Source organism: Hallella sp. (assembly GCF_037460745.1).
In the GTDB taxonomy this organism is placed as follows: domain Bacteria; phylum Bacteroidota; class Bacteroidia; order Bacteroidales; family Bacteroidaceae; genus Prevotella; species Prevotella faecis.
In genome coordinates this window covers 13,726-39,842 of the sequence record NZ_JAXVAE010000121.1, presented here as the reverse complement: position 1 = coordinate 39,842, position 26,117 = coordinate 13,726, and the positions used below count along the sequence as shown (strand labels likewise).

18 protein-coding genes are annotated in these 26,117 nt (G+C 55.4%); 12 read left to right on the top strand and 6 right to left on the bottom strand.

What is annotated here, in order from left to right:
- Positions 1-111 precede the first annotated feature (111 nt).
- Together WKK33_RS08430 and WKK33_RS08425 are read right to left on the bottom strand one after the other, a co-directional pair.
- On the bottom strand, positions 112-1,410 hold the full coding sequence (locus WKK33_RS08430; RefSeq protein WP_337933341.1) for an NCS2 family permease: 1,299 nt from the start codon (positions 1,408-1,410) through the stop codon (positions 112-114).
- A gap of 33 nt (positions 1,411-1,443) precedes the next feature.
- The gene (locus tag WKK33_RS08425; RefSeq protein WP_337933340.1) at positions 1,444-2,202 is read right to left on the bottom strand and encodes a DUF5020 family protein; all 759 of its coding nucleotides are present in this window, start codon (positions 2,200-2,202) and stop codon (positions 1,444-1,446) included.
- 2,217 nt (positions 2,203-4,419) lie between these two features.
- Between WKK33_RS08425 and WKK33_RS08420 the strand changes: the two genes are divergently transcribed.
- The 8 genes from WKK33_RS08420 (at position 4,420) to WKK33_RS08385 (ending at position 14,950) form a co-directional block, all read left to right on the top strand.
- Positions 4,420-4,989, top strand: a complete 570-nt coding sequence (locus tag WKK33_RS08420; protein ID WP_215759837.1) for an L-threonylcarbamoyladenylate synthase — start codon at positions 4,420-4,422, stop codon at positions 4,987-4,989.
- A gap of 61 nt (positions 4,990-5,050) precedes the next feature.
- Positions 5,051-6,823 carry a chloride channel protein gene (locus WKK33_RS08415; RefSeq protein ID WP_337468878.1) on the top strand — a complete coding sequence of 591 codons (1,773 nt, stop codon included), beginning with the start codon at positions 5,051-5,053 and terminating at the stop codon, positions 6,821-6,823.
- 101 nt (positions 6,824-6,924) lie between these two features.
- A complete protein-coding gene (locus WKK33_RS08410; protein WP_215759839.1) occupies positions 6,925-7,596 on the top strand; it encodes a LysE family transporter in 672 nt (223 codons plus the stop codon).
- Between the two features lie 78 nt (positions 7,597-7,674).
- A complete protein-coding gene (locus WKK33_RS08405) occupies positions 7,675-8,223 on the top strand; it encodes a DUF4924 family protein (RefSeq protein ID WP_337933338.1) in 549 nt (182 codons plus the stop codon).
- 45 nt (positions 8,224-8,268) lie between these two features.
- A complete protein-coding gene (gene rfbD, locus WKK33_RS08400; RefSeq protein WP_337933336.1) occupies positions 8,269-9,153 on the top strand; it encodes a dTDP-4-dehydrorhamnose reductase in 885 nt (294 codons plus the stop codon).
- A 21-nt stretch (positions 9,154-9,174) separates the two neighbouring features.
- The gene (locus tag WKK33_RS08395) at positions 9,175-10,773 is read left to right on the top strand and encodes a peptide chain release factor 3 (RefSeq protein WP_337933334.1); all 1,599 of its coding nucleotides are present in this window, start codon (positions 9,175-9,177) and stop codon (positions 10,771-10,773) included.
- Between the two features lie 477 nt (positions 10,774-11,250).
- Positions 11,251-12,993: a hypothetical protein gene (locus WKK33_RS08390; protein ID WP_337933332.1), complete on the top strand. Its 1,743-nt coding sequence runs from the start codon at positions 11,251-11,253 to the stop codon at positions 12,991-12,993.
- A 112-nt stretch (positions 12,994-13,105) separates the two neighbouring features.
- A complete protein-coding gene (locus WKK33_RS08385; RefSeq protein ID WP_337933330.1) occupies positions 13,106-14,950 on the top strand; it encodes a hypothetical protein in 1,845 nt (614 codons plus the stop codon).
- A gap of 439 nt (positions 14,951-15,389) precedes the next feature.
- Here the strand turns inward: WKK33_RS08385 and WKK33_RS08380 are convergent, their stop codons facing one another.
- Complete coding sequence (locus WKK33_RS08380; protein ID WP_337933329.1) at positions 15,390-17,549, bottom strand: DUF2264 domain-containing protein; 2,160 nt, start codon at positions 17,547-17,549, stop codon at positions 15,390-15,392.
- A gap of 398 nt (positions 17,550-17,947) precedes the next feature.
- Positions 17,948-19,060: a hypothetical protein gene (locus WKK33_RS08375; protein WP_337933328.1), complete on the bottom strand. Its 1,113-nt coding sequence runs from the start codon at positions 19,058-19,060 to the stop codon at positions 17,948-17,950.
- A 47-nt stretch (positions 19,061-19,107) separates the two neighbouring features.
- Between WKK33_RS08375 and WKK33_RS08370 the strand changes: the two genes are divergently transcribed.
- Positions 19,108-19,296, top strand: coding sequence for a hypothetical protein (locus tag WKK33_RS08370; RefSeq protein ID WP_337933326.1), 189 nt, complete (start codon positions 19,108-19,110; stop codon positions 19,294-19,296).
- Between the two features lie 135 nt (positions 19,297-19,431).
- Here the strand turns inward: WKK33_RS08370 and WKK33_RS08365 are convergent, their stop codons facing one another.
- Positions 19,432-20,082, bottom strand: coding sequence for a hypothetical protein (locus WKK33_RS08365; RefSeq protein ID WP_215759829.1), 651 nt, complete (start codon positions 20,080-20,082; stop codon positions 19,432-19,434).
- Between the two features lie 182 nt (positions 20,083-20,264).
- On the opposite strand from WKK33_RS08365, the gene rfbA reads away from it, so the two are divergent.
- From rfbA to WKK33_RS08350, 3 genes are all read left to right on the top strand, one after another.
- Positions 20,265-21,143 (top strand): glucose-1-phosphate thymidylyltransferase RfbA, encoded by an 879-nt coding sequence (gene rfbA / locus WKK33_RS08360; RefSeq protein WP_215759828.1) that lies wholly within the window; start codon positions 20,265-20,267, stop codon positions 21,141-21,143.
- A gap of 150 nt (positions 21,144-21,293) precedes the next feature.
- Positions 21,294-23,828, top strand: a complete 2,535-nt coding sequence (locus WKK33_RS08355) for a polysaccharide biosynthesis tyrosine autokinase (protein ID WP_337933324.1) — start codon at positions 21,294-21,296, stop codon at positions 23,826-23,828.
- 47 nt (positions 23,829-23,875) lie between these two features.
- Complete coding sequence (locus WKK33_RS08350; protein ID WP_215759826.1) at positions 23,876-24,307, top strand: hypothetical protein; 432 nt, start codon at positions 23,876-23,878, stop codon at positions 24,305-24,307.
- A gap of 129 nt (positions 24,308-24,436) precedes the next feature.
- On the opposite strand, the gene WKK33_RS08345 is transcribed toward WKK33_RS08350, so the two are convergent.
- Entirely contained in the window at positions 24,437-25,786 is a 1,350-nt protein-coding gene (locus WKK33_RS08345) for an AAA family ATPase (RefSeq protein WP_215759825.1), read from the bottom strand.
- Positions 25,787-26,117 lie beyond the last annotated feature (331 nt).

The window sequence follows — 26,117 nt, the reverse complement described above, 5'->3', positions numbered from 1 at the left end:
ACAAAAGGAGGGTGCACCATAAATGACCATAGTCAATTATGACACACCCTCTTTTGGTTGTAGGCGCCATGGGAACGATGGCGTGGGGTAAATCCTAATGGCCTTTTTGGGTTAAATGAAGATATACTTCATGACGAACAGGATGGCGAGCACGTAGAGCGTGGCGTTGAGGCGCTTCCAGTGGCCGCAAAGCACATTGATGGCCACGTAGGCGATGACACCACACAGAATGCCGTCGGAGATGCTATACGTGAGCGGCATCATGATGATCGTGATGAAGGCAGGGATCGACTCGGCGTAGTCGTTCAGGTCGATGTCCTTGATGGGCGACAGCATGAACAGTCCCACGATGATGAGCACGGGGGCCGTTGCCGCCGACGGGATGGCCAGGAACAACGGCGCGAAGAACAACGCCACCACGAAGCAGAGCGCCGTCGACAACGCCGTGAGGCCCGTGCGGCCACCCTGCGCCACGCCAGCGGCACTCTCCACATACGTCGTGGTGGTGCTTGCGCCCAGGCAGGCGCCCGTCACGGTGGCTACGGCATCGGCCATGAACGCCTTGTTCAGGCCGGGGATGGTGCCGTTGGGGCGCATCATGCCCGCCTTGGTGCACACGCCAACCAGCGTGCCCATGGTGTCGAACATATCGATGAAGAGGAACGTCAGCACCACGATCACCATGTCGATGCTGAGGATGTTGTGAAACTCAAACTGGCAGAAGATGGGCGCCACCGATGGCGGCACGTCCACCATGCCATGAAACGAGGTGAGTCCCATCGGCATGCCGATGAGCGCCGTGGCGATGATGCCCACGAGCAGTGAGCCCGGCACGTTCTTGATGACCAGCACCGACGTGATGAGCAGGCCGATAATGCCGAGCAGCGCCGACCCCTCCGTGAGGTGGCCGATGGTTACAAACGTGGCGTCGTTCTGCACGATGATGCCCGCGTTCTTCAGGCCGATGAAGGCGATGAAGAGGCCGATGCCCGCGCCAATGGCCCGTTTGAGGGTGGCGGGAATGGCGTCGACGATGAGCGTGCGTATCTTCGTCACCGTCATGAGGATGAAGAGGATGCCCTCGATGAGGATGGCCGTCAGGGCAAACTGCCATGAGTAGCCCATCGTGAGGCACACGGTGAACACGAAGAAGGCGTTGAGACCCATGCCCGGCGCCAGGCCAAACGGCTTCTTGGCGTAGAACGCCATGACGAGCGTGCCCACGATGGCTGCCAGCGCCGTGGAGGTGAACACGGCGTGGGTGTCCATGCCCTGAGAGGCCAACGCCGAGAAGATGTTGGGATTGACGGCGAGAATATAAGCCATGGTGAGGAACGTTGTTACGCCCGCCATGATCTCCGTCTTGATGTTATGCTGCTTGGGATCGAAGCCCAATAGTTTCTGTAACATGATGAGGATGATAGGAATCAGGAGGTTAACATATTAGAAGTCCCACTTCACACCCAGGCAGGGACGGCACTTGAAGCCCCCTGTTGAGCCGAAGTTGTTGGTGAGTTCCACCTCGCCACCGAGGCTGAGGTTGTCGACGCCGAAGTGCTGGCCCACGTTGTACCAGAGCTGCGGCTCGGTGATAAACACGGTGTGCTTGGTGTCGGCGCTGCCGTCCTCCTTGAAGTCGACGGCGTGGGTCTCCCACCAGAAGTCGGCGAAGCCATCAAACTTCAGGCCCTTCACCCCGAAGATGTCGTTGCAGGTCCACACGGCGGTCAGCTGCATGGGCACGTTCTGGTCGGTGGCGCGGATGGTCTTGTAGAGCGCCTGCAGGGTGAGCGTGTTGCGGTAGCTCTTGTCGTGCAGCAGATACTCGGCACCGAAGAGCCATGCGTTGTTGATGGGGTAGTTCTTCGTGATGCCGCCGTTATACTCCACGTGGAGGCTCCAGTTTTTCAGCTGCGTGTTCTGCCAGAAGTTGAGGGCGCGTGAGATCTCGGTGTAGGTGCCGCCCTGCGCGATGTTCTTGCTGCCCGCCACCATCTTGTCGTAGTTGAAATCGTGGTCGACGAAGAAGTAGGTGCTACCCCATTTGTCCTGCTTGAACATCTCAAGCGTCAGCGTTACAAACTCGCGGTCGTTGCCGAAATCGTAGAGCACTTGCGCATTGACTTGCGCCTTGACCTTCATGGAACTCAGGAGGAGTGTTGCCAGCAGCATCGCTACGGCAGTTAGTCGGTTGACTTTCATTGTGATAAGAAAAAAGATTAGAAAATAAGACAAGCGGCGTTCGCCGCTTTACAAATGCAAAATTATTAAAAAAAAGCCAAACACGAAAGCGATACGCCCCTTTTTATCGGTTCTTCCGTTAAACCCCCATCGGTCATTTGAATTTACTCAGGGCGTTCTTGCTTGGGCAAGCAGCAGAGCCGAGCGGCCCTGGGCTATGAAGGGCATTGCCCTTGCGCGCCAATTGCGAGACGCAGAGCCGTGCGAAGCCACACCGTGCGACGCAAGCACTCGCTGATTTTGAAAGAACACGAATCTCACGAGATTTGTCGTAGACCCACCGACCAACGGGAGGTAATCTTACGAATGACGACTGAGAGGAAACACCGTCGGTGTTTATTATCTCACGAATGACAACTGAGAGAAAGACCGTCGGTGTATCATATAATATGCATTCGTGAGATTCTAAACGCCAGGGGCGTTTCTTATATCTGCATTCGATAGATTCGTGAGATTCGTGTTCTAAAAAAATACTTGGCCAAGCCCCACTGACCAATGGGAGATAATGACGTACGAAGCACCACTGGCCGATGCACACGCTCGCTATTTTTTAAAGAACACGAATCTCACTAATCTTACGAATGACGACTGAGAGGAAACACCGTCGGTGTTTATTATCTCACGAATGACAACTGAGAGGAAATACCATCATTGTATAATAGGATATGCATTACCTTCCTTCGGTCGGTGGGTCTACGACAAATCTCGTGAGATTCGTGTTCTAAAAAAATACTCGGCGTAGCCCCACTGACCGTAGAGAGGTAATCTTACGGAACTCGGCGTAGCCCCACTGACCAACGGGAAGTAATATCCTTACAAACTACACATCAATCTACACTGTTTTTTTGTTCGACCTCCCATTGGTCTCCAAATACGCCATTCTCGCACGTTTTTGCAATTGGTTCATAATCAGACAGTTGCTGTCCGCGGGTGTTATTGCGCCTTCCAACCGGCCCCATTTCCGTTGCGAAACATGCCTTATCGAGCCTCGATGGCTTAGCTTTCGCACCGCGAAACATGGCTTTTGGCAACTCGAAAGCTAAGCTATCGCCCCTCGAAAGATGCCTAACCGCAAATCCACTTGCCGTTTTCGTTCTTTCAAAGGGTCAAATATCCTCTTTTCGTTCTCTGGTTCGTCCGTTTTTTCCACACAACTTTTTAACCAAATATCCATACAAACACATGGTTGCTTCGACCTCTGAAACGCTCGCTGATTTTTTAAGAACACGAATCTCACGAGATTTGTCGTAGACCCACCGACCAACGGGAGGTAATCTACCGAATGACGATTGAGAGAAACGCCTCTGGCGTTTGGAATCTCACGAGACTCGGCGTAGCCCCACTGACCACAGGGAGGTAATGACGTGCGAAGCCCCACTGATCGTAGGGAAGTCATTAACCGAGAAATCATCATTCGCAGGTCCTGTGATGAGGACGCGACAAAAGGCAAATGAGGCGGGCTGAAAGCCCAAGGTTGCGCATAGCCCAGGGCAAGCGAAGCGACACCCTGGGTATTAATCGTATTTTCATTGGTGCGCCCTGGAAGGGCAAAAGCATTCATCCTTATGTGGATTTTGCTCAGTGACTGTGCCATATTTATTACGCTTTTGCTCTTTCAGAGCGTTAATGGGTATGTTGTTTGTATTCATACCCAGGGTGTCGCTTCGCTTGCCCTGGGCTATGCGCTCATTGGGCTTTCAGCCCGTTCAAACCGAATGCAATCAAGCATGCTTGAATTGCTGAGGTGAAGCCAATAATGCATAGCAAAGCCCACCCTGCCTAAATCAGAAACTCCAATTGATATAATCGTTTTACGATTAACAATTTGAACGAATTTAGCTAACGCAATTAGAAAAAATTCGAAAATTTGGGAAATTCGTTGTTCTTTCTCCGCTGGCGCTACGAAAGCGGCAGAGCCGAGCGACGCCGTCTGAGGCTAAATAAGCTATTCGTTGTGAAAGCAGTATATGGCCAAAGCTGTTAGAAGCGACACGCTCCTCAAATCACTCCAAATGCCGGACGAACCTAATATTTTGCCTGAAACATTTGGGTGGACGAAAAGGAATTTGTAATTTTGCCGTTATCCTTTCGTAGGACCCCATACTTTTATGGTTTAGTGTCCAGGCCCGTCGACCGCATGTTGCGGCACGGCGCGGCATTACTAAAACGATCAATTCAATGACACAGGAAGAAGACATTCGCAACGCCGTCCGCGTGCTCCGCGAGGGCGGCATCATTCTTTACCCCACCGACACCGTGTGGGGCATCGGCTGCGACGCCACCAACCCAGAGGCCGTGGCCAAGGTGTACAAAATGAAACAGCGCGACGACTCGAAGGCGCTCATCTGCCTCGTCGACAGCGACGCGCGCCTGCAACGCTACGTGCGACAGGTGCCGCCCGTGGCATGGGACCTGCTCGACGCCGCCGTCGACCCCATGACCATCATTCTCGACGGCGCCGTGAACCTCGCGCCCAACCTCATCGCCAACGATGGGTCGATCGCCATGCGCATCACACGCGAGCCGTTCTCGCACGAACTGTGCTACAGGTTCCAGAAGGCGCTCGTGTCGACCAGCGTGAACATCAGCGGCGAGCCCGCAGCGCAAAACTACTGCGACATTGCGCCCGAACTGCTGGAGCAGGCCGACTATGTGTGCTTCGCGCGCCGACAGGAGCACAAGCCCCACAAGCCAAGCTCGATCGTGAAGCTCGGACAGGACGGACAGGTCACCATCATCAGGAAATAACATCAACCAACCCCCAGCGCCCCCGAGGGCGCACAACATTACTCTCATCATAGGCAAGCCCATGTTGGAAAAACTGATAGCCTGGAGGCAACGCAACCTCACAGACAAGCAAACCACACAGGTGCTGGCGTTCTTCGTCGGCATCCTGGCAGCCGTGGCAGCCTTCCTGCTCCATTGGATCATCCACCTCATACAGCAGCTGCTCACGAAAGGCTTCGCAACCGACGCCGCCAACGTGCTCTTCCTGCTCTTCCCGGTGGTGGGCATCTGGCTCACGTCGCTCTTTATAAAATATGTGGTGCGCGACAACATATCGCATGGCATAACACGCGTGCTATACGCCATATCCACCAACCGCTCGCGACTGCGGCGCCACAACTGCTGGACGTCGGTCGTGGCGTCGGCCATCACCATCGGCTTCGGCGGATCGGTGGGAGCCGAGGCACCCATCGTGCTCACGGGATCGGCCATAGGCAGCAACCTCGGACAAATCTTCAAGCTCGACAAGCGACAGCTCATGCTGCTCGTGGGATGCGGAGCGGCCGCCGCCGTGGCCGGCATCTACAAGGCGCCCATCGCCGGCATGGTGTTCACGCTCGAGGTGCTCATGATCGACATGACGATGTCGTCGATCGTGCCCATCCTCATAGCAACCATCACCGCCAACGTAACGAGCTACCTGCTCGTGGGCGACAAGTCGATGTTCTCCTTCACGCTCGACTCGGCGTGGAGCGTGGAGCGCATACCCGCCACCGTGATGCTCGGCGTGTTCGGAGGCTTCGTGAGCCTCTACTTCATGCGAGGCATGACCTGGTGCGAGGGACAGTTCGCACGCATGCGCCGACACCCCTACCGCAAGCTCATCGTGGGCGGACTGGTGCTCAGCACGCTCATCTTCTTCTTCCCGTCGCTCTATGGTGAGGGATGGGACAGCCTCGTCATCCTGCTCAACGGAAAGACCGAGAGCGACTGGGACCATGTGCTCGACGGGTCGCTCTTCTACGGCCACACCGACCTGCTGGTGCTCTACGTGGCCATGGTGCTGCTCACGAAGATCGTGGCCACCTCGTCGACCAACGGCGCCGGCGGATGCGGCGGAACGTTCGCACCCTCGCTCTTCGTGGGCGGCTTCGCCGGCTTCCTCTTCGCCCGCCTGTGGAACATGGAGCAGATCGGCGTTTACATCCCCGAGAAAAACTTCACCCTACTGGGAATGGCGGCCGTCATGGCCGGCGTGATGCACGCACCGCTCACCGGCATCTTCCTCATAGCCGAGATAACGGGCGGCTACCAGCTCTTCGTGCCCCTGCTCATCGTGAGCGTGGTGAGCGTCATGGTGATCAGCATCTTCGAGCCCCACAGCATCTACGCCATGCGACTGGCGCGCGAGGGAAAGCTCATCACCCACCACACCGACCACAGCGTGCTCACGCTGATGAGCATGGACGCCATCGTGGAGAAAGACGTGGTGAGCGTGAAGCCCGACATGCCCTTGGGGCGCGTGGTGAGCGTGCTGAGCAATAGCGACAGCGCCTTCCTGCCCGTGCTCGACCAGGGCGGACGACTGCTGGGCGAGATCGACCTGACGAAGATTCGCAACATCGTGTTCCGGCCCGAGCTCTACCAGAAGATGCGGGCCAGCCAGGTGATGACACCCCTGCCAGCCATACTCTACCGCAACGAGCCCATGACCGAGGTGATGCGCAAGTTCGACACCACCAACGCCAGCGTGCTGCCCGTGGTCGACATCAACAACGTGCTGCAGGGCTACATTACCCGAACACGCCTCTACAGAACCTATCGCAAGGTGGTGGCCGATTTCTCAACCGAATAAGGCCACCCGCCAACGCGGCTAACTATCTATTACCCAACGGAAATCTACCAACCAAAGATTTGCGCGTTCCAAGAAAAAGACGTAACTTTGCAGGCTGAATGATGCCACTACAATTACACATCGACCTCCTTGAACTCATCCTCAAGGGCATGCTCATCGGAATCATCGCCTCCGCGCCCATGGGCCCGGTAGGCATTTTATGCATACAGCGCACCTTGAAAAAGGGGCGCTGGTTTGGCTTTATCACAGGTGTGGGAGCCTCGGTGAGCGACTTTATCTACGCCCTCTTCACGGGCTTCGGCATGAGCTTCGTCATGGATCTCATCACCAACCCCACCAACAAGTTCTGGCTGCAGATATCGGGAAGCGTCATGCTCATGGTGTTTGGCGTCTACTGCTGGCGATCGAACCCCATGAAGTCAATGGGGCGCGACGGGCAGAAGAAGAGGGGATCGCTCACCCACAACGGCATAACGGCATTCCTCGTTACGTTCTCAAACCCACTCATCATCTTCCTCTTCATGGCAACCTTCGCCCAGTTTGCGTTCGTCATCCCCAACCACCCGGTGGAGATGGCCGCCGGCTACCTCAGCATCGTGGCCGGAGCGCTGCTTTGGTGGTACGGACTGACGTGGGTGGTCTCGAAGATCGGCACACGCTTCAACGAGATGGGCATCCTCATCATCAACAAGGTCATAGGATCGCTCGTCATCATCTTCTCCATCGTGGTGCTCATCGGCACCGTCTTCAACCTCTACACTTTCCAGTATTGACCGTGGGGAATGGGGCGGCGCAACACACCGAAAGCCCACATTCCGCACAAGCCACACCCAACATTTAGCTACACAGAAATGTTTATCGCACAAGAATTAAGAAAGAAATCGATCGCCGAATATCTGCTCTACATGTGGCAGATGGAAGATCTCATACGAGCATACGGCTGCTCACTGGCAAGAATCAGGCGAGAATACATCGACCGGTTCGACTACACCGACGAGCAGAAAGACGAGGAGACCGACTGGTTCGGAAACCTCATACGCATGATGAACGAGGAGGGACGACGCCAGGAGGGACACCTGCAGATCAACAAGATCATCGTGAAAGACCTGGCCGACCTGCACAACCGACTCATGCTCTCGGGCAAGTTCCCATTCTACAACGCCGAATACTACAAGGTGCTGCCCTTCATCGTAGAACTGCGCAACAAGGGCGACAAGGAGGTCAACGAGATTGAGAACTGCCTCGACGCGCTCTACGGCGTGATGCTGCTGCGCCTGCAGCAGAAACCCGTGTCGGACGAAACCGAGAGCGCCATCAAGGAGATTACCACCTTCATAGGCATGCTCAGCGATTATTACATCAAGGATCGGACCGAGGGGCTCAACTTTGGCGACGAATAAGCCGCCAAGCACTACCCCAACGACACACAAAAACACTCAATAGACATGAATATTCTTGTAACAGGAGCCAACGGGCAGCTCGGAAACGAGATGCAGCTGGTCAGCAAGCTGTCGAAAACCGACAGCTACACCTTCACCGACGTGTGTGAGGGCTACCAGAAACTCGACATCACCAACCTCGACGAGATACGCCGAGTGGTGGCCGAAGGGAACATACAGTGTATCATCAACTGTGCCGCGTGGACCAATGTCGACAAGGCGGAGACGGCCGGACCCATCGTGGAGACGCTCAACGCCACGGCGCCAGGCTACCTCGCACAGGCCATGAAAGAGGTGGGCGGACTGCTCGTCCACATCAGCACCGACTATGTGTTTGGAGGCGATCCCTACAACACGCCCTGCCGCGAGGAGCAGAAGGGCACACCGACGGGCGTCTACGGACTGACCAAGCTCCACGGCGAGCAGCTCATCGAGGCATCGGGCGCCAACCACATCATCATACGCACGGCGTGGCTCTACTCGGAGTTTGGCCACAACTTCGTGAAGAACATGATGCAGCTCACAGCCACCAAGCCGCAGCTCAAGGTGGTGTTCGACCAAACCGGCACGCCCACCTACGCCGGCGACCTCGCACAGGCCATCTTCGACATCGTGGAGGGCCGCAAGTTTGAGAACCACTCGGGCGTGTACCATTTCTCCAACGAGGGCGTCACCTCATGGTACGACTTCACCAAGAAGATTGCCGAGCTGGCCGGAAACACCGCCTGCGACATACAGCCCTGCCACAGCGACGAGTTCCCGTCGCCCGTGAAGCGACCCGCCTACAGCGTGCTCGACAAAACCAAGATCAAGCAGACCTTCGGCACCAACGTGCCCTACTGGGAGGACAGCCTCAAGAAATGCGTGGCAGCCCTGCTCAAGCAACAATAAACACACACTACCATCACACACATGGCAAGCATAGCTAACGAAATCAAAAGGCGACGCACATTCGCCATCATCTCACACCCCGACGCCGGTAAGACCACACTCACCGAGAAGTTCCTGCTCTTTGGAGGACAGATACAGGTGGCCGGAGCCGTGAAGAACAACAAGATACGCAAGACCGCCACATCCGACTGGATGGACATTGAGAAGCAGCGCGGCATCTCGGTGTCGACGTCGGTCATGGAGTTCGACTACCTGCCCGAGGGACAGGAGGGCGAGCCCTACAAGGTGAACATCCTCGACACACCGGGTCACCAAGACTTCGCCGAGGACACCTACCGCACGCTCACAGCCGTCGACTCGGCCATCATCGTGGTCGACTCGGCCAAGGGTGTGGAGGCGCAGACACGTAAGCTCATGGAGGTGTGCCGCATGCGCAACACACCCGTCATCATCTTCATCAACAAGATGGACCGCGAGGGACGCGACCCCTTCGACCTGCTCGACGAGCTCGAGGAGGAGCTGCAAATCCATGTGCGCCCACTGTCGTGGCCCATCGGCCAAGGTGCCAAGTTCAAGGGTGTGTACAACATCTTCGAGCAGCAGCTCAACCTCTTCACCCCCAACAAGCAACGCGTAACCGAGAAGGTGGCGGTCGACATCAACAGCAGTGAGCTCGACACACATGTGGGCGAGAAAGAGGCCGAGCGCCTGCGCGACGACCTGGAGCTGGTGGACGGCGTCTACCCCGAGTTTAGCGTCGACAGCTACCGCAACGCCGAGGTGGCGCCCGTGTTCTTCGGATCGGCCCTCAACAACTTCGGTGTGCAGGAGCTGCTCAACTGCTTCGTGGAGATAGCGCCCAGCCCACGCCCCACCAAGGCCGAGGAGCATATGGTGGAGCCCATCGACCCCAAGTTCACGGGATTCATCTTCAAGATCACAGCCAACATCGATCCCAACCACCGCTCGTGCATCGCCTTCTGCAAGGTGTGCTCAGGCAAGTTTGTGCGCAACGCGCCCTACAAGCACGTGCGACTCGACAAGACCGTGCGCTTCTCATCGCCCACACAGTTCATGGCGCAGCGAAAGAGCACCGTCGACGAGGCTTATCCCGGCGACATCGTGGGACTGCCCGACAACGGCATCTTCAAGATCGGCGACACGCTCACCGAGGGCGAGGACCTGCATTTCCGCGGACTGCCTTCGTTCTCGCCCGAGCTCTTCAAGTATATCGAGAACGACGACCCCATGAAGTCGAAGCAGTTCCAGAAGGGCATCGAGCAACTCATGAACGAGGGTGTGGCGCAGATGTTCATCAACCAGTTCAACAACCGCCGCATCATCGGTACCGTCGGACAGTTGCAGTTTGAGGTCATCCAGTATCGCCTGGAGCACGAGTACAACGCCAAGTGCCGCTGGGAGCCCGTGCATCTCTACAAGGCTTGCTGGATTGAGAGCGACGACGCTGCCGAGCTCGACAACTTCAAGAAGCGCAAGTACCAATACATGGCCAAGGACATTGAGGGACGCGATGTGTTCCTCGCCGACTCGAGCTACGTGCTCTCCATGGCCCAGCAGGACTTCACCCACATCAAGTTCCACTTCACCAGCGAGTTCTAACCACACGGCATAACGAGGGTGCGCCAAACGGCAAGCCCACATCCTAAAAGACCCAAACCGCTCACACCACCGAGCCGTTTGGGTCTTTTGGCTTGTTGGGAGATGCCAACCGACCTGCTCTTTCAACCCTCATCGGTCATTAGATTTCAGCTTGTTTCAACCCAAAACGGTCATTAGATTTCAATTCTTGTTATTGTTTGTTTCGAGCAGATTGCAACGGGTGCGGCGAAGCCATCCCACCCCACTGCGCAGGGAGAGGCGATGGAATGGCGCTTCCCATAGCCCGTTTTCGCCCTATTATTAAAATGGTGTAGATAATAATCCGCCATACAAAAGTGCGTTTGCAATAACATAATGACAGTTCATTTATATTTTATTTGGTTATTTGAAATATTTGATGTACTTTTGCTTTCAGTATCGTTTATGAACGATTTAAGAGAGAACACATCTACAAATATTCATAAAAACGCGTAGCGTATGAGAAAGTTCTACACCATGTTAGCAGCAGCGCTTTTCGCTGCCACTTCATTCGCACAACCCCTGAAACGAAACCTTCCCACACAGGGAACGATTTCAAGTCCCTTACACTATAAGGCAACGCTGGCCCCTGGCACGTTCCAGAAGACCAACCTGCAGTTGCCCGAAGCCAAAAGCGGCAAGCTCATGATGCGTCACGCACCCAACCTGAGCGTCGATCCCGAGACCAAGATCATCAATGCGCAGCCCGCAGGAACGCTCTACAAGAACTACTATGGCATAAACGCCGGTCACATGGTGTTCTGGGGCGACGTGATATCAACCACCATTGACGGCCACGCCTGCGACTTTGTGGTGGCCGACGATGGCGCCGTGTATATCAAAGACGCCATGCAGACGCTGATCTCTGGCAACTGGATCAAGGGACAGAAGGCTGAGGGCGACACCGTGGTGTTCACCTTCCCGCAGAAATACTACATGGAGCCCGGCATGGACGACGAGGGCAACGAGACGACCGACTCGACCACCTATTACCTCTGGCGCATGAAGATCAACGACGCCGGCAACTCGATGGTGGTCGACTCAGCATCGCAGCAAATTCGCTATGTGCTGCGCAACGACTCGCTCATCCGCATCGACAACTTCAGAGACGGCATCGTGCTCGGATTGGCCACCGATGAGGGCGAATGGGTAGGCTACGACGACTTCGCCAGCGAGTGGGGCAAGGAGACCGCCACAACGGCCGCTCCTCCCGCATCGGCAACCATTGAGGACTATGAGATGGCCTTCGGATCGGAAGAGAATGGCGACAACGACCGACGGGTGGTGCGCGTGGCCTTCGACGGCAACGACTTCTACCTCGGCAAAATCTCCGACAACGAACCTGAGGCATGGGCGAAAGGCCAGATCGAGGGCGACAAGGTGGTGTTCGACGGTAAGGTCTACATGGGCGTAGACTCCAAAACAGGCTACCACACCTATTTCACCGGCATGGGCAAAAAGGAAGTGTATTATCCCGAATACGATTTCACGGCCGACAGCCTCTACTTCGTCGACCAGCTTGTGTTCAACTACGACCGCGACACCAAGACGCTGGTTTCTGAGAGTAACGGCGTAGTGAACGCTGGTAAGAACACTACCTACGCGCTCAACGAGTACGACACACCCACACTGAAGCCTTGGAAAGAGGTGGCCGGAGCGCCTAAGGATCCTGAGATCACCGATTTCATGCCTTACATGGACGAGTATGGCTACGGAGCCATGCAGATCTACATGGAGAAGGAGTCGACCGACGGCAACCTGCTCAATCCCGACAAACTCTTCTACAACATCTATTTCGATGGCGAACTCTTCACCTTCTACCCCGACGAGTACAAGGGCATCAAGGATGAGATGACCGACGTGCCGATGGACTTCACCGACAACAACGACTTCATGGTCAGCGGACAGATGCACACCGTTTACTTCTTCCTCCAGGGCATCACCAGCGTGGGCGTGCAGGAGGTCTACAAGGACGGCGACAAGGGCTACAAGTCGAACCTCATGAGCTACACCGTGAATGAGGACGGAACGTTGACAGGCATCGATCGCAACATCGTCAACAAGGGCGAGGCCAACGTGAAGAGCGTGAGCTACACCGACCTCAGCGGACGCACCATCAGCCAGCCTCAGCACGGCATCTACCTCAAGACCGTGAAGTTTGCCGATGGTTCGCAGAAGACCGTGAAATACCTCAAGAGATAACAAACCATTTGGCCAACCAACCGCAATAGGTTGTGTGCAACCAAGGGGGCGGGCCTCAACGCTCGCCTCCTTTTGCATACGCAACAGGCCCATCACAAAACAGAAACACACTATGAACACAAAGCATATCAAAACAACGGCTCGCCGCATGGCACTGGCCATGGCCTTCGCCCTGCTGCCAGGGGCCGCAATGGCCGGCGACGCCAAGGTAGCGTGCACGGCCAACACCAGTGGCACGGTGAAATACTTCGGAAGCGAAAAGAAGGAAAACTACGATGTGGCAGTGATGCTCACCGGGAAAAACCTCAAGGGACTGAAGGTGGAGAGCGTCAGCGTGCCCTTCATGGGCGACAACGCCAACACTTCCAACATACGCATGTGGATCACCAAGAAATTGTCGCTCGTCAACCGTAAGAACGTGGTAGATGGACCAACGGCCGAGGCGAAGCTCGACACCGCGGCCCACGTGGCCACCGCCTCATTCGACGAGCCCTACACCATCGACGCTGACACGCTCTACGTGGGCTACTCGTTCAACGTAACGAAGCTCACGGCCAAGACCAAGATACCTGTGGCCGTCGTGGCCGACGCGAGCAGTCTCGGATTCTTCATCCACTCGTCGCGCACGTTCCTCAAATGGATGGACAAGTCGGCGCTGGGCACATCGGCCATCAGCGTTACACTCTCGGGCGTGGAGGCCAACGACGCCAGCTTCAACGCCCTGGGCACCATCTACGGACAGAAGGAAACGCCCACACAGGTAGCCATGACGCTGCGCAACCTGGGTGCCAACCCCATCAGCTCCATCGACTACTCGTACACACAGGGGACGGTAACGGGCAACGGACACCTTGACCTCGCCACGCCACTGGCCGCCTACTACGGCTTGTCGACCACCGTCAACCTGACGTTGCAGGCCATGCCCACCAAGGGCGACTACCCTGTGGTCATCAACCTCGACAAGGTGAACGGCCAGGAGCTCAAGGGCGTAAAGAGCGAGGGCAACATCATCGTCTACAACGTGTTGCCCAAGCACCGCGCCGTCATGGAGGAGTACACGGGCACATGGTGCGGATGGTGCCCACGTGGCCTCGTGGCATTGGAGGTGATGAGCCGCCTCTATCCCGACGACTTCATCGGATTGTCGTATCACAATGGCGACCCCATGGCTGTGATGGAGAGCAGCCAGTTCCCCTCAAGTGTCAACGGCTTCCCCAATGCCGACATCGACCGCCGCTTCGGTAGCCTCGACCCGTTCTATGGCGTGCAAAACGAGGGATTCGGCATCGAGACGCTGTGGAAGAAGTGCTGCGAAGTGGTGGCGCCGGCAAGCGTCGACGCCGAGGCCGCCTATAGCGACGACGGAAAGACCATCAACGCCAAGGCCACGATGGTGTTCCCCGTAAGCCTCACCGACGGCGACCGTTACAAGGTGGAGTTTGTGCTCGTGGCCGACGACCTCCATGGCGAGGGCGAGAGCTGGTTGCAGAAAAACTATTATGAACCTACCGACAAGGCCGAACTGAAATTCGACGAGGCTGAGCCCTTCGTGCAGGGCCTCCAGAAGGTGCCTGGCATCCATTTCGACGATGTGGTGGTGGCCACCACGCGCCTCAGCGACGGATTGGTGTCGCTGCCCGCAACCATCCATGAGGACGAGCCGGTGGTGATCGAGGGGTCCTTCGATTTCGAAGCGGTCAAGGTTAGGCAAAACGCAAGCAAGATGCGTGTGGCCGCCCTGCTCATCGACAGCACCACGGGCATCATCGCCAACGCTGCCAAGGCGCAGGTATCGGGCGCCGAGAAGACGGGCATCGAAGCTGTCAACGCCGACCGCCTGCAGGATGAGCCCAAGGCCTACTATGACCTGCAGGGCCGCCGCCTCAACAGTCCCCGTCAGGGCCTCAACATCATCCGTCTCGCCTCCGGCAAGTCGGTGGTCGTTGCGGTGAAGTAACATCTGGGCGCTATCCTCCATTTGTTGACAACAAGTTGGAGAATAGCGCCCTGACGTTTAAGCACGGGTATCGACAAATAAACTCGATTTCAAGGCAAGAGAAGAAACTAACCGTCGAAATACTTGCCAACATGAAAACTAAACTATAAATTTGCGCTTCACAAACACATGCCTCGTCGCACTGCACGGGGGGATAAGTGGATGCACATTTTTGCATGCGACAGTAGAGGCGGTTTGTCGGCCTTCGCTCTCATCCTCGCGATGAGGCGATTGCCGTTTTTAGGTTTCAATAGAACAACAAGCAAGCGCCCCCACGGCCATCTGGTCGTGGGGGCGCAATGTTTTTGGCTCTTGGCAGAGGGCCTATTCGCACGCCCTGCACCTATTTATTACATGGCCCCTCACCTTATTATATAGGCAAGGGGCGCAAACGTATCGGTTAGAATCTCACGGTCTTCTTCTCGCCCGTGGCCAGGGTCACCACTACGGTGCGCTGGTCCTTGCTCACCTTCACGGCCTTCACGGGTTGCAACTCGCGGTCGGTGAACGATGCGCCCTTCTTCCACAGTTGCAGCGTCACGAAGATGCGGGTGCCCTCCACGTGCTGGCGCAACGTAGGCAGGGCACAGACGTTGCTCACCGGATGGAGGCCCTTGGGATAGATCACCTCGGCGGGCTGGTCCCATCCCATCAGCGGCACCATGGCCAGCGTGTAGTCGGTGCCTGTAACGGTTGTGGCCTGGTGCTTGCCCACGGTGCGCACGGCGGCAGGCAACTTGTCGTGGCCGGGTTGCGGCAGGGTGTAATGGCCCAGCGTGATGTCGGTGGGGGCGCCTACCGACACGCGGTCCACACGCAGGATGCCGTCGGGAAGGGGGATGTCGGCCAACTGGTAGCGCACGGTGGTGTCGGTCTCGAGCACCGCGTCGCGGCGGTACACGCCCTTCTCAAAGCTTTTGAACGTGTAGAGGCGCAACACCTCCCACTCGCCCTTCTTGTTCTTCGTGCCGTAGTTCATCGAGATCTCGCCGTTCTTGCCATCGGCCATCCAGGGGAACTCGGTGTTATAGGCCAACTTGTTGTAGTTCTCCGAGCTGCGGAACTTCTGCCAGTCGCCGGCCACCGTCTCGTGGCACCACGAGCGCATCTCCGAGCCACCGCAGTTGGGGTAGTTGGTGATGAGGAGGGTCGATCCGGGCTGGAACTTGTTATACACATGGCCGGCCTTCAATGCGTTCTTCCATGGGCCTTCGCTCTCTGTGGCCGTCCAATACTTCGAGTTGGCGGGCAACAGCAGGCCGAGGAACGCCTTGCCGATCCAATAGACGCTGCCACGGCAGCTATAGATCTGCACGGCCGGGGCAAACGGGCCATAGAAGCCCATCGTGGGAATGCCGTTCTCCAGGAAGTCGGGGTTGGTGAGGAATTGCAGCAGTGAGGCGGAGGCAATGTGGCGCATCCATCCGTAGTCCACATCGTCGAAGCCCGCATACTCGAGCAGCGGCAGCGGCGTGACGGCGGCGAAGCGGTAGCAGATGCTGCGGCCCCACATGTTCATGCGGCCGTCGCGGGCGAACATATAGGGATAGTTGGCCACGAGGTCGTGCTCGTTGTCGATGAAACGACGGGCGATGTCGGGATACTGGTGCTTGCCAAACAGCTCAGCCCACAGCGGACCGTAGCTCTGGTACGCCCACATGCTATAATAGTCGTAGGCGGGGGCGTCGTTGTACCAGCCCTCGCCCTTGTAGCGGTCGAGCAGTTTGTTGAGCCAGCCCACCAGTTTGCCCTCATCAACCTTATAGCCCTGGTCCTTGAAGAAACTGAGGATATAAACGTTGAAGAACATCCAGTTGCTGCCAATGGTGGGGCCCTCGCCATAGCTCAGCATGAGCGAGGCCAGCGCGTCCTTCTGCTCCTTGGTGAGCGGATCCCACAGCACGCTCTGCGCTCCCTTCATCGAGATGCAGAGCGATCCCAGTTCGAGCAACGTCTGACTGGGGCCACCCGTGCGGTGGGCGATATAGCTGCGACTGTCGGGGTTGGTGAGGTTCACCATCTGATGGCGGTAGTAATCGGCCACGCCAATGCCGTTGAGGGTCAGCGAGGGGTTGTCCTTCAGCAGCGGAGCGGCGATGAAGAGCGTGCGCGCCAAGCCCTCGAGCTTCGCCACGTGAATCTGCCCCTCGTCGCGCGGATAGGTCTTCTCCAACTCCTTGGGGAAATACATCTGGTCGTCGAGGCAGTGGATGTAACTGAAGGCGCCCTTCAACAGGTATTCGCCTGCGGCAATCCAGTGGCGGCGCGTCATGCCCGTGTAGGGACTGAGCGTCATATCGGGGTTGTCCACCTTAAACACCTCGCGAGCAGCCTTCGACGCAGGGGCGGCAGAGACTGGCGAGAAAGCCGAGGCGGCCTGAATGCCCCCACTCATAGGCACGGCTTCGCCCGTGGCACTTAGGCCAGCGGCAGGATTGCCGGCATTTGCACTACTAATCTCTTGTTGGAAACGAGTCTTCGATTGTTGCGTGTGGGCCAAGCAGCCAAGGGCGGGCGACACGCAAAGAAGAGCAAGAATAGCGGTTCTGATTGTTTGCATGATAGCGTCGTTTTGTAGTTGTTGTTGTTTCGACAACAAAAGTACAAAGAATATCCGAGTAACCACCCGTTCCCACCCATTATTTTGCAAAAGCAAGGGAAGCGATGGGCAAAACAAAGGAAGCAAAAGGCAAAGCAAGGGAAGCGATGGGCAAAAGCAAGCAAGCAAAAGGCAAAGCAAAGCAAGGGAAGCAAAAGGCAAAAGCAAGCAAGCAAAAGGCAAAAGCAAGCAAGCAAAAGGCAAAGCAAAGCAAGGGAAGCAAAAGGCAGCTGCCGCCCTGCGGTTGCCCTCTTGCAGTTGCCGCAAATATGCGGCAAAAATTTCTGGGGCATATTTGCCCCAGCCTCTCGCCACCCAGCCATCACCACCGCATGCCCCAGCCTCTCGCCACCCAGCCGTCACAGCCCCCACGTGCCCTTTGCGTTGGCGATAACCCATGCTATGCGGTTGAGCGCCAAGAACTGATAGCGCAAGCTCTCGGGTGGCGCCTGGGGCGAGCGCCGATACACGGCGGCGCTGATATCCTTATCTGCGAAGGTGGGCTTGTTGGGCTCCAGCAGCAGGAGGCGGGCGGCGCATGCGTCGAAATACACACCTCCGGGCTTGTAGAACCGCTCGTGGGGCGAGTGCTCCGCGGGAAACCCGTCTTTCAGCAGGATGACCAAGGGGTGGTGGGCCTCGCGCAACCGCCGGCACACCACCTTCTCGCCTTGGCTGATGGCCGCCGACACGCTGACGGCGCCCTGACACGCCTGTTCCTCCTTGCTGGTCAGGTAATCTCTCAGTTGCGCCTCATCAAGGCTTCGCGAGCATTGTATCTCCTGCTTCAGCGGCGCATCGAGCAGAAACAGGTTACCCAAGGCACGAAACCGCCAGTCCACCATCTGTCCCTCCTCGTTGGTGAAGCGCAGCGACAACTGGTGGCGCATGCAGAAGAGGTTGGGGTGGCGCGTCTTCAACCAGAGTCGCCGAGGGTTATCGAGTGCGTAGGCCACCATGTTCTTATACTGTCCCGTGCGGTGCATGATGCGCTCATGATAGCCAGCGTGCATAAACTCCCAGATGCTCTGATGTCGCATGAAGAACGGTCGAAAGGCCGTGTCGCCCTCGGCAAACTCCCGTTTATAGAGCGACGTACACGCACTCTTGAAGCCCCGTATCACCTCCCCAACGCTCTTAGGCATCGGTTCCACCACACGCAACACCCCGTGCAGGTGATCGGGCATGACACACAGGGCGAGCACCCGAATGGTGCATCCCCGCTGCGCCTGATGCATCGGGATGCCACGAAACAACCGCGCCACCCCCTCGCCCAACGCGCTGAGCACGATGTGCGCCTCCTCGGCACTGTCGCCCTCCAAGCGCCCGAACAGCGGATAGCGCCCCTCCACATTGAGCGTAAAATGGTAAAAGCCCCGTCCCTTATAGTTCCATAGGTTCTCGCGATGGTGGCGCGTGGTGTCAGTGGCGCGCCAAAGCGTACGGTCAGGGCTTTCAGATGGATGGTTCATAGCTTATTAGGGTTGATGGCAATAGCGGTTGATGGCAATAGCGGTTGATGGCAATAGCGGTTGCCGCAAATATGCGGCAAAACATTTCTTTGGCAAAGATAGCGCTTTTGGCCGCTTATTCCTATGGCTATCATGGGAAAAGCGAGAAAAATAAGAGAAAAAGAGAAGAAAAGCTGCGAAAAGGGAAAGAAAGCGTGAGAAAAAGAGAAGAAAAGCTGCGAAAAGGGGAAGAATAGTAGCCATTCCATGGACCATAGGAATGATGGTCCATGGGTCCCCATACGAAAAGCGCTCCGCCCTGTCTTCCTTGCAAAAGACAAAGCGGAGCGCCTATGGTTTGGGTCGCAAGGGCTCGACCCCTTGCAGCCTGCTTATTTCGACATTTTGGCCTTGGCCTTCTCCACGTCCTCGTCCTTGGGGCGCGGCTCCTTCTTGGCCAGCATCACCACCTGGAAAACGAAGTCGGTAACCCACTTCTGCGAGAAGCCCAGGCGCTGGTTGTACTGACGGATGCCCAGCACGGTCTTCATCACGCCAGCGTCGCTGAAGTCGTTGCGGTTGAAGATATCGGAAACGGTCTTCTCGGTCATCGTGTAGATCGACTTCTTGAAGATCGACGGCACGCGGAGCTTAAACTTCATCAGGTTGCCGATGAGCATCATCAGGTCTTGCGTGAAGTTTTGGAACTGCACCAGGTACACCTGCACATCGGGAAGACGGTGACAGTTGCGACGGATGCTCTGATCCACCTCCTTGAAGAAGGAATCGTCGGTTCCGTAAATTTCTTTCATCATCTTCTTGCAGTGGCTCTTCTCGCCCACACCCAACTTATTGTTCTGTGTGGGGATATGCAGAGTCGACTTGAAGAGGCGCAGGTCGGGCAGCATACCGATGTTGGTAATGCCTAATTGGGCTGCCAGCGACGCCTGGAAGTAAACGCGCACGAGCGTCATGAAATCTTCCATGCCGCCCGTCTTGGCTTCCGACTGCTTAGAGCCGAAAATCTTAGATAATAATCCCATAATATTTTTTCAAACTATTTTGCTTGGTGGTACATGATTGGTTGGGTGCAAAAATACAACATAATGATGAGAAAACAAAACATTTATTATCTTTTTATCTGTCAAATGGGTTCACAATCCAATTAAATATTGTATCTTTGCCGAAGAAATATAGGTACCCATATTTAGCTCATTTACAAGCAATGAAAGGAATTGTATTAGCGGGGGGAAGTGGAACCCGTCTTTATCCCATTACGAAGGGCGTGAGCAAGCAGCTCATCCCCATTTTCGACAAGCCCATGATCTACTATCCGGTGTCGGCCCTGATGTTGGCGGGCATCCGCGATATTCTCATCATCTCAACGCCTTACGACCTGCCGGGCTTCCGCCGCCTGCTGGGCGACGGCCATGAGCTGGGCGTGCATTTCGAGTATGCCGAGCAGCCCAGTCCCGATGGTTTGGCCCAGGCCTTCATCATCGGCAAGGAGTTTATCGGCGACGACAGCGTGTGTCTCGTGCTGGGCGACAACATTTTCTACGGATCAGGCTTCACAGGCATGCTGCGCCAGTGCGTGGCCGAGGCCGAGCAGAACGGCAAGGCCACCGTGTTTGGCTATTGGGTGAACGACCCCGAGCGCTACGGCGTGGCCGAGTTTGACAGCGAGGGCAACTGCCTGAGCATCGAGGAGAAGCCCGAGCATCCCAAGAGCAACTACGCCGTGGTGGGACTCTACTTCTACCCCAACAGCGTGGTTGACATCGCCAGCCACATCAAGCCCAGCCCACGCGGTGAGCTTGAGATCACCACAGTCAACCAGGAATACCTGCAGCAGGGCGCCCTGAAGGTGAAGACCCTGCCGCGCGGATTCGCATGGCTCGACACCGGCACCCACGACAGCCTGTCGGAGGCCAGCACCTTCATCGAGGTCATCGAGAAGCGCCAGGGCCTGAAGGTAGCCTGCCTGGAGGAGATCGCCTTCAAGCAGGGATGGATCAGTCGCGAGGAGCTGCGCCAAACGGCGAAGCCCATGGCGAAGAACAATTACGGACAATACCTGCTGCGGTTGGCCGACGAGGGCTAACCCCACATTCCCACACCGCTCGCCGACGGCCCCTCACCAGTCATTGGCGGGCGACGGGTGGTTTCTCTTAGTAAGCACAACCCTGTCGCCCCGACGACAAGCGGCGACAAGGAGGATAACAACGACAAATAATTGGATAAAACAAATAATATGGAAGAAAACAAAACCGTGGAAGTGGCACAGGTTGCCACGCCAGAGGAAGAATCATCTGCCATCAACTTTGGGTTGATCTACCGCACGCTGGTACTCAACTGGAAATGGTTCGTCCTTTCGGTCATCATCTGCCTCGGCTTGGCTTTCGTTTACCTGCGCTATGCCACACCGGTGTATCAGGCCTACGCCAAGTTGCTCATCAAGGACAACGACCAGCAGTCGGGCAGCAACCGCACGTCGGCCCTGCTCAACTCGCAGACGCTCGGTCTGATCTCCAACTCTACCGGTATCGACAACGAGATGGAGATCCTCACGTCGCACTCGCTCGCCGAGCAGGCCGTGAGAGACCTCAAGCTTTACACCACCTACTATTCGGTGGGTAAGGTGAAGGCCAACCTAATGTACAAAGACCAATACATCAGCGTCGACATGGACCCCGCTCACCTGGAGCACCTCAACGCGCCCGTGAGCCTCGAGATCCAGCGCATGGGCAACAAGTATCACGTCACAGGCTCCTACTATGTTCCCGTCAACGAGAACTCCGCCGACGGCCCCTACGAGATCGACAAGACCATCAGCCAGCTGCCCGCCACCATCGGCACGAAGGCCGGCATACTGAGCTTCACCAACAACAGCGTGGTGCCCATGGTCGACGGTTCGAAGATGAAGGTGGTGATGCTCTCACCCAAGCAGGCCTCATATAAATATGTAGGCGCGCTCTCCGTGTCGCAGACCAGCAAGACCACAACCATCGCCCAGCTCACCCTGAAGGACGAGGACCCGCAGCGCGCCGTCGACTACCTGCAGCAGTTGGCCATCTGCTATAACCGCCAGGCCAACGAGGACAAGAACGAGATCGCCATGCGCACCGAGGAGTTTATCAACGGCCGTCTGGAGAAGATCAACGCCGAGCTCGGCAACACCGAGGGCGCCTTGGAGAACTACAAGCGCCGCAACAACATGGTGGAGCTGAAGATGAACGCCGGACAGGCCGTGACCAACGCCGACCAGTATGCCCAGCGCCTTTCCGAGGCCAACACACAGGTGGCCTTGCTCGACGAGATGCGCTCATACATCAACAACCCCTCCAACAAATACCAGCCGCTGCCCTCTAACGTAGGACTGTCCGACCAGAGCTCTACCACGCTCATCAACAGCTACAACGAACTGGTGCAGCGCCGCAACCTGTTGCTGCAGAGCGCCAGCGAGACATCGCCCTCCGTTCTGCCGCTCACACAGCAGCTCGACGACCTCGACCGCGCCATCAAGCGCGCCCTCAACCAGGCTCGCCGCAGCATGGACATCCAGCGCAACTCCGTGGCCTCACAGTACGGCAAGTACCAGGGCCAGGTGGGCGAGACGCCCGAGCAGGAGCGCATGCTGACACAGATTGGTCGCCAGCAGGAGGTGAAGTCGGGCCTGTACCTCATGTTGCTGCAGAAGCGCGAGGAGAACTCCATCTCGCTCGCCGCCACGGCCGACAAGGGTAAGCTCATCGACCAGCCCGCCTCGGGCGGCCGCGTAAGCCCCAAGAAGCCGGTCATCATGGTCATGGCGCTCGTCATAGCGCTGGCCATCCCTGCCGTCGTTCTGTTGCTCATCCAGTTCTTCCGCTATAAGATCGAAGGTCACGACGATGTGGCTCGCCTCACCACCCTGCCCATCCTCGCCGATGTGGCCGTGGCATCCGAGACCGCCAAGACCAAGGCCGACATCGTGGTGCACGAGAACAAGAACAACCAGGTGGAGGAGATCTTCCGCTCCATGCGCACCAACCTGCAGTTTATGATGACCGAGAACGAGAAGGTCATCATGTTCACGTCGTCAACCTCGGGTGAGGGTAAGACGTTCAACGCCGCCAACCTCGCCGTGTCGTTCGCCCTGCTGGGCAAGAAGGTGCTGCTCGTGGGTCTCGACATCCGTAAGCCGCGCTTGGCCGAACTGCTTGAGATCGACGACAAGCAGCATGGCATCACCAGCCTCCTGGTGAAGGACCATCCCACGTGGGAGGACATCGAGGCACAGACGCTCTCATCGGGCATCAACAACAACCTCAATGTGCTCATGGCCGGCGTCATTCCGCCGAACCCCGCTGAGCTCGTGGCACGCAAGAGCCTCGACGACATCTTCGTGGAGCTGCGCAAGCACTACGACTACATCATCATCGACACCGCCCCTGTGGGTCTGGTGACCGATACGCTGCAGATTGGCCGCATCGCCGACGCCACCGTCTACATTTGCCGCGCCGACTACACGCCGAAGGAGAGCTTCGACATGATCAACGCCCTGAGCAACGAGCGCAAGTTGCCTAAGATGAGCATCGTCATCAACGGCATCGACATGTCGAAGAAGAAGTATGGCTACTATTACGGCTACGGCAAATATGGCCACTACGGACGCTACGGCCGCTATGGCGCTTACGGCAAGTATGGCAAGTATGGTTCTTACGGCTCGTATGGCCACTATGCCACCTACGGCAATTACGCCAACAGCCACTACGGCGACAAGAACGACACATCCGTGAAGCGCTAAGGCGCAGGTCATGAGTGGGAAACCAGAATCAACCAAAACGACAACACATGACCATCGCCATCGACTTTGACGGAACCATTGTGGAGGACCGCTACCCCGCTATCGGGCCGGAGCGGCCCTTCGCCACCGAAACCCTGCGCATGCTCATCAAGGATCGCCACCAGCTCATCCTCTGGACGGTGCGCGAGGGCGACAAGCTGCAGGAGGCCATCGACTGGTGCCGCGAGCGCGGCGTGGAGTTTTGGGCCGTGAACCGCGACTACCCCGAGGAGGAGATCGATAAGAACAACCACTTCAGCCGTAAGATCAAAGCCGACTATTTCATCGACGACCGAGGCATAGCCGGCCTGCCCGACTGGGGACAGATTTACCAAATCCTGCACGACCACAAAACCTACACCCAGCTGCTGCGCGAAAGCATGGGGCAATCGTCCGCCGACGAGCGTCCCCGCAAGCGCCACTGGTGGCAGATAGGCTAACACAACAGGCAACATAACGATAGGGAGGCAAACCGCATTCATTGCGATTTGCCTCCCTTTGTTGTATCGTTCATGCAAAAGATTTACTATTGCATGAACGATTATTGCAGAGTTTTTTGGTACCAACATCTATAATAGACTCGCCATAAACAGAGGAAGATACACAACTCCATCTTTAACTTCAACATCTGCAGGATGAAGTACATACGATTCGGCAAGCATCGGAGCAAACTTAGTTCTCAACTTGTTTAATGATGTTATCGTATAGCTATTAGAAGATTTAACTTCTATAGGGGATATGTTATGGCGATTTGTTATAACAGGTTTAGAAACCAAGAAGTCTATCTCCATTCTATCTTCTGCACTATATTTAGAATTATTAGAATAGAAAAACAATTCATGCCCTGATGCTTTTAACATCTGCGCCACAACATTCTCAACCAACATACCTTCATTAACCTCAAGTTTACCTAAAGCTAATTTCAGATAAAGCTCATTTCCCATAATAGTCTTAAGATTAAAAGCATGACTTATCAAAAGACCTGTATCAGCCATATAGCACTTCAACGTTGTTCGTTCCTCATTCATTCTCAAACCAATATCTGGAGCTGTAGAGTTGTAACAGATATTCACCACTCTTGACTCAGCTAACCAAAAGAATGAAGATTCATATTCACGATAACGCGCCTTATCGCTAATTGATGCCAAGCGGAATTTCTTTTCATGCCTACTCAAAGCAGATGGTATCTCATCAAAAATAGCCTTTACCTTAATTTCGTTGCCGACAGCATATTTCTCAATATCAGCCTTATAGAGTGAAAGGATATTACGCTTCACCATATCGACCTTCATAAAATCATTGGTTTCTACATATTCCGCTACAGCTTGTGGCATTCCTCCAACTATCATATAATGCCTAAAATGGCTCATAGCCTTACGATGTAGAGGACCAAGCTTTTGCTTCTTTTCAAAGCACATACGCATAAATGGCATTAGCTGCTCATCTCCTACAGCCCAAAGAAATTCTTCAAAATCCATAGGAAACATATTAATACGATGTTCTTCCGACGGAATAACAATATCTTTCACATTCCTATTGATGCTTACCAGAGAACCTGTCTCTATATAATCATAACGCCCATCTTTTACCAAATATTTAATAGCTGCACGCGCCTTAGGATAAAGCTGAACCTCATCAAATACAATAAGCGTATCTCGATGATATAACGTGACATTATAATACAAAGCAAGATAGCTGAAGAATACATCTAAATTCCCCAGATACTTATTAAAGATTTCTATCAAGTTATCATCTGCATTATTGAAATCTACCAAAATATATGACTTATATTCATTCTTGGCAAATTCTTCAACAATATAGCTTTTACCTATTCGACGAGCTCCATCTATCATTAAAGCAGACTTTCCTTGAGCATTCTGCTTCCACAGAAGCATCTCGTTATAGATTTTCCTCTTCATGATTATTCCTTACATAAATAATGAACAACAATAGTTCTTATCACGTTTTCGAACACGCAAAACACTCTAATTATCACGTTTTCGAGCATGCGAAGCATCCCCATTATCACGTTTTCGAGTTCTAATACAATACAAAGGTACAAGGAAAAGGGGTATGTTGCATGATGTAAGCGCATATTTTAGGCAAGATTAACAAGTATGAATACCAAGTAAGTAGTTATAAAATCGAGTAGGAGGAAAACGAAATAGTTTTCTTCCTACTTTCGTTTTCCGCCCTCTCACACCACCGTGCATGTGGCTCAGCATACGGCAGAAACGATTGGAATGAAGA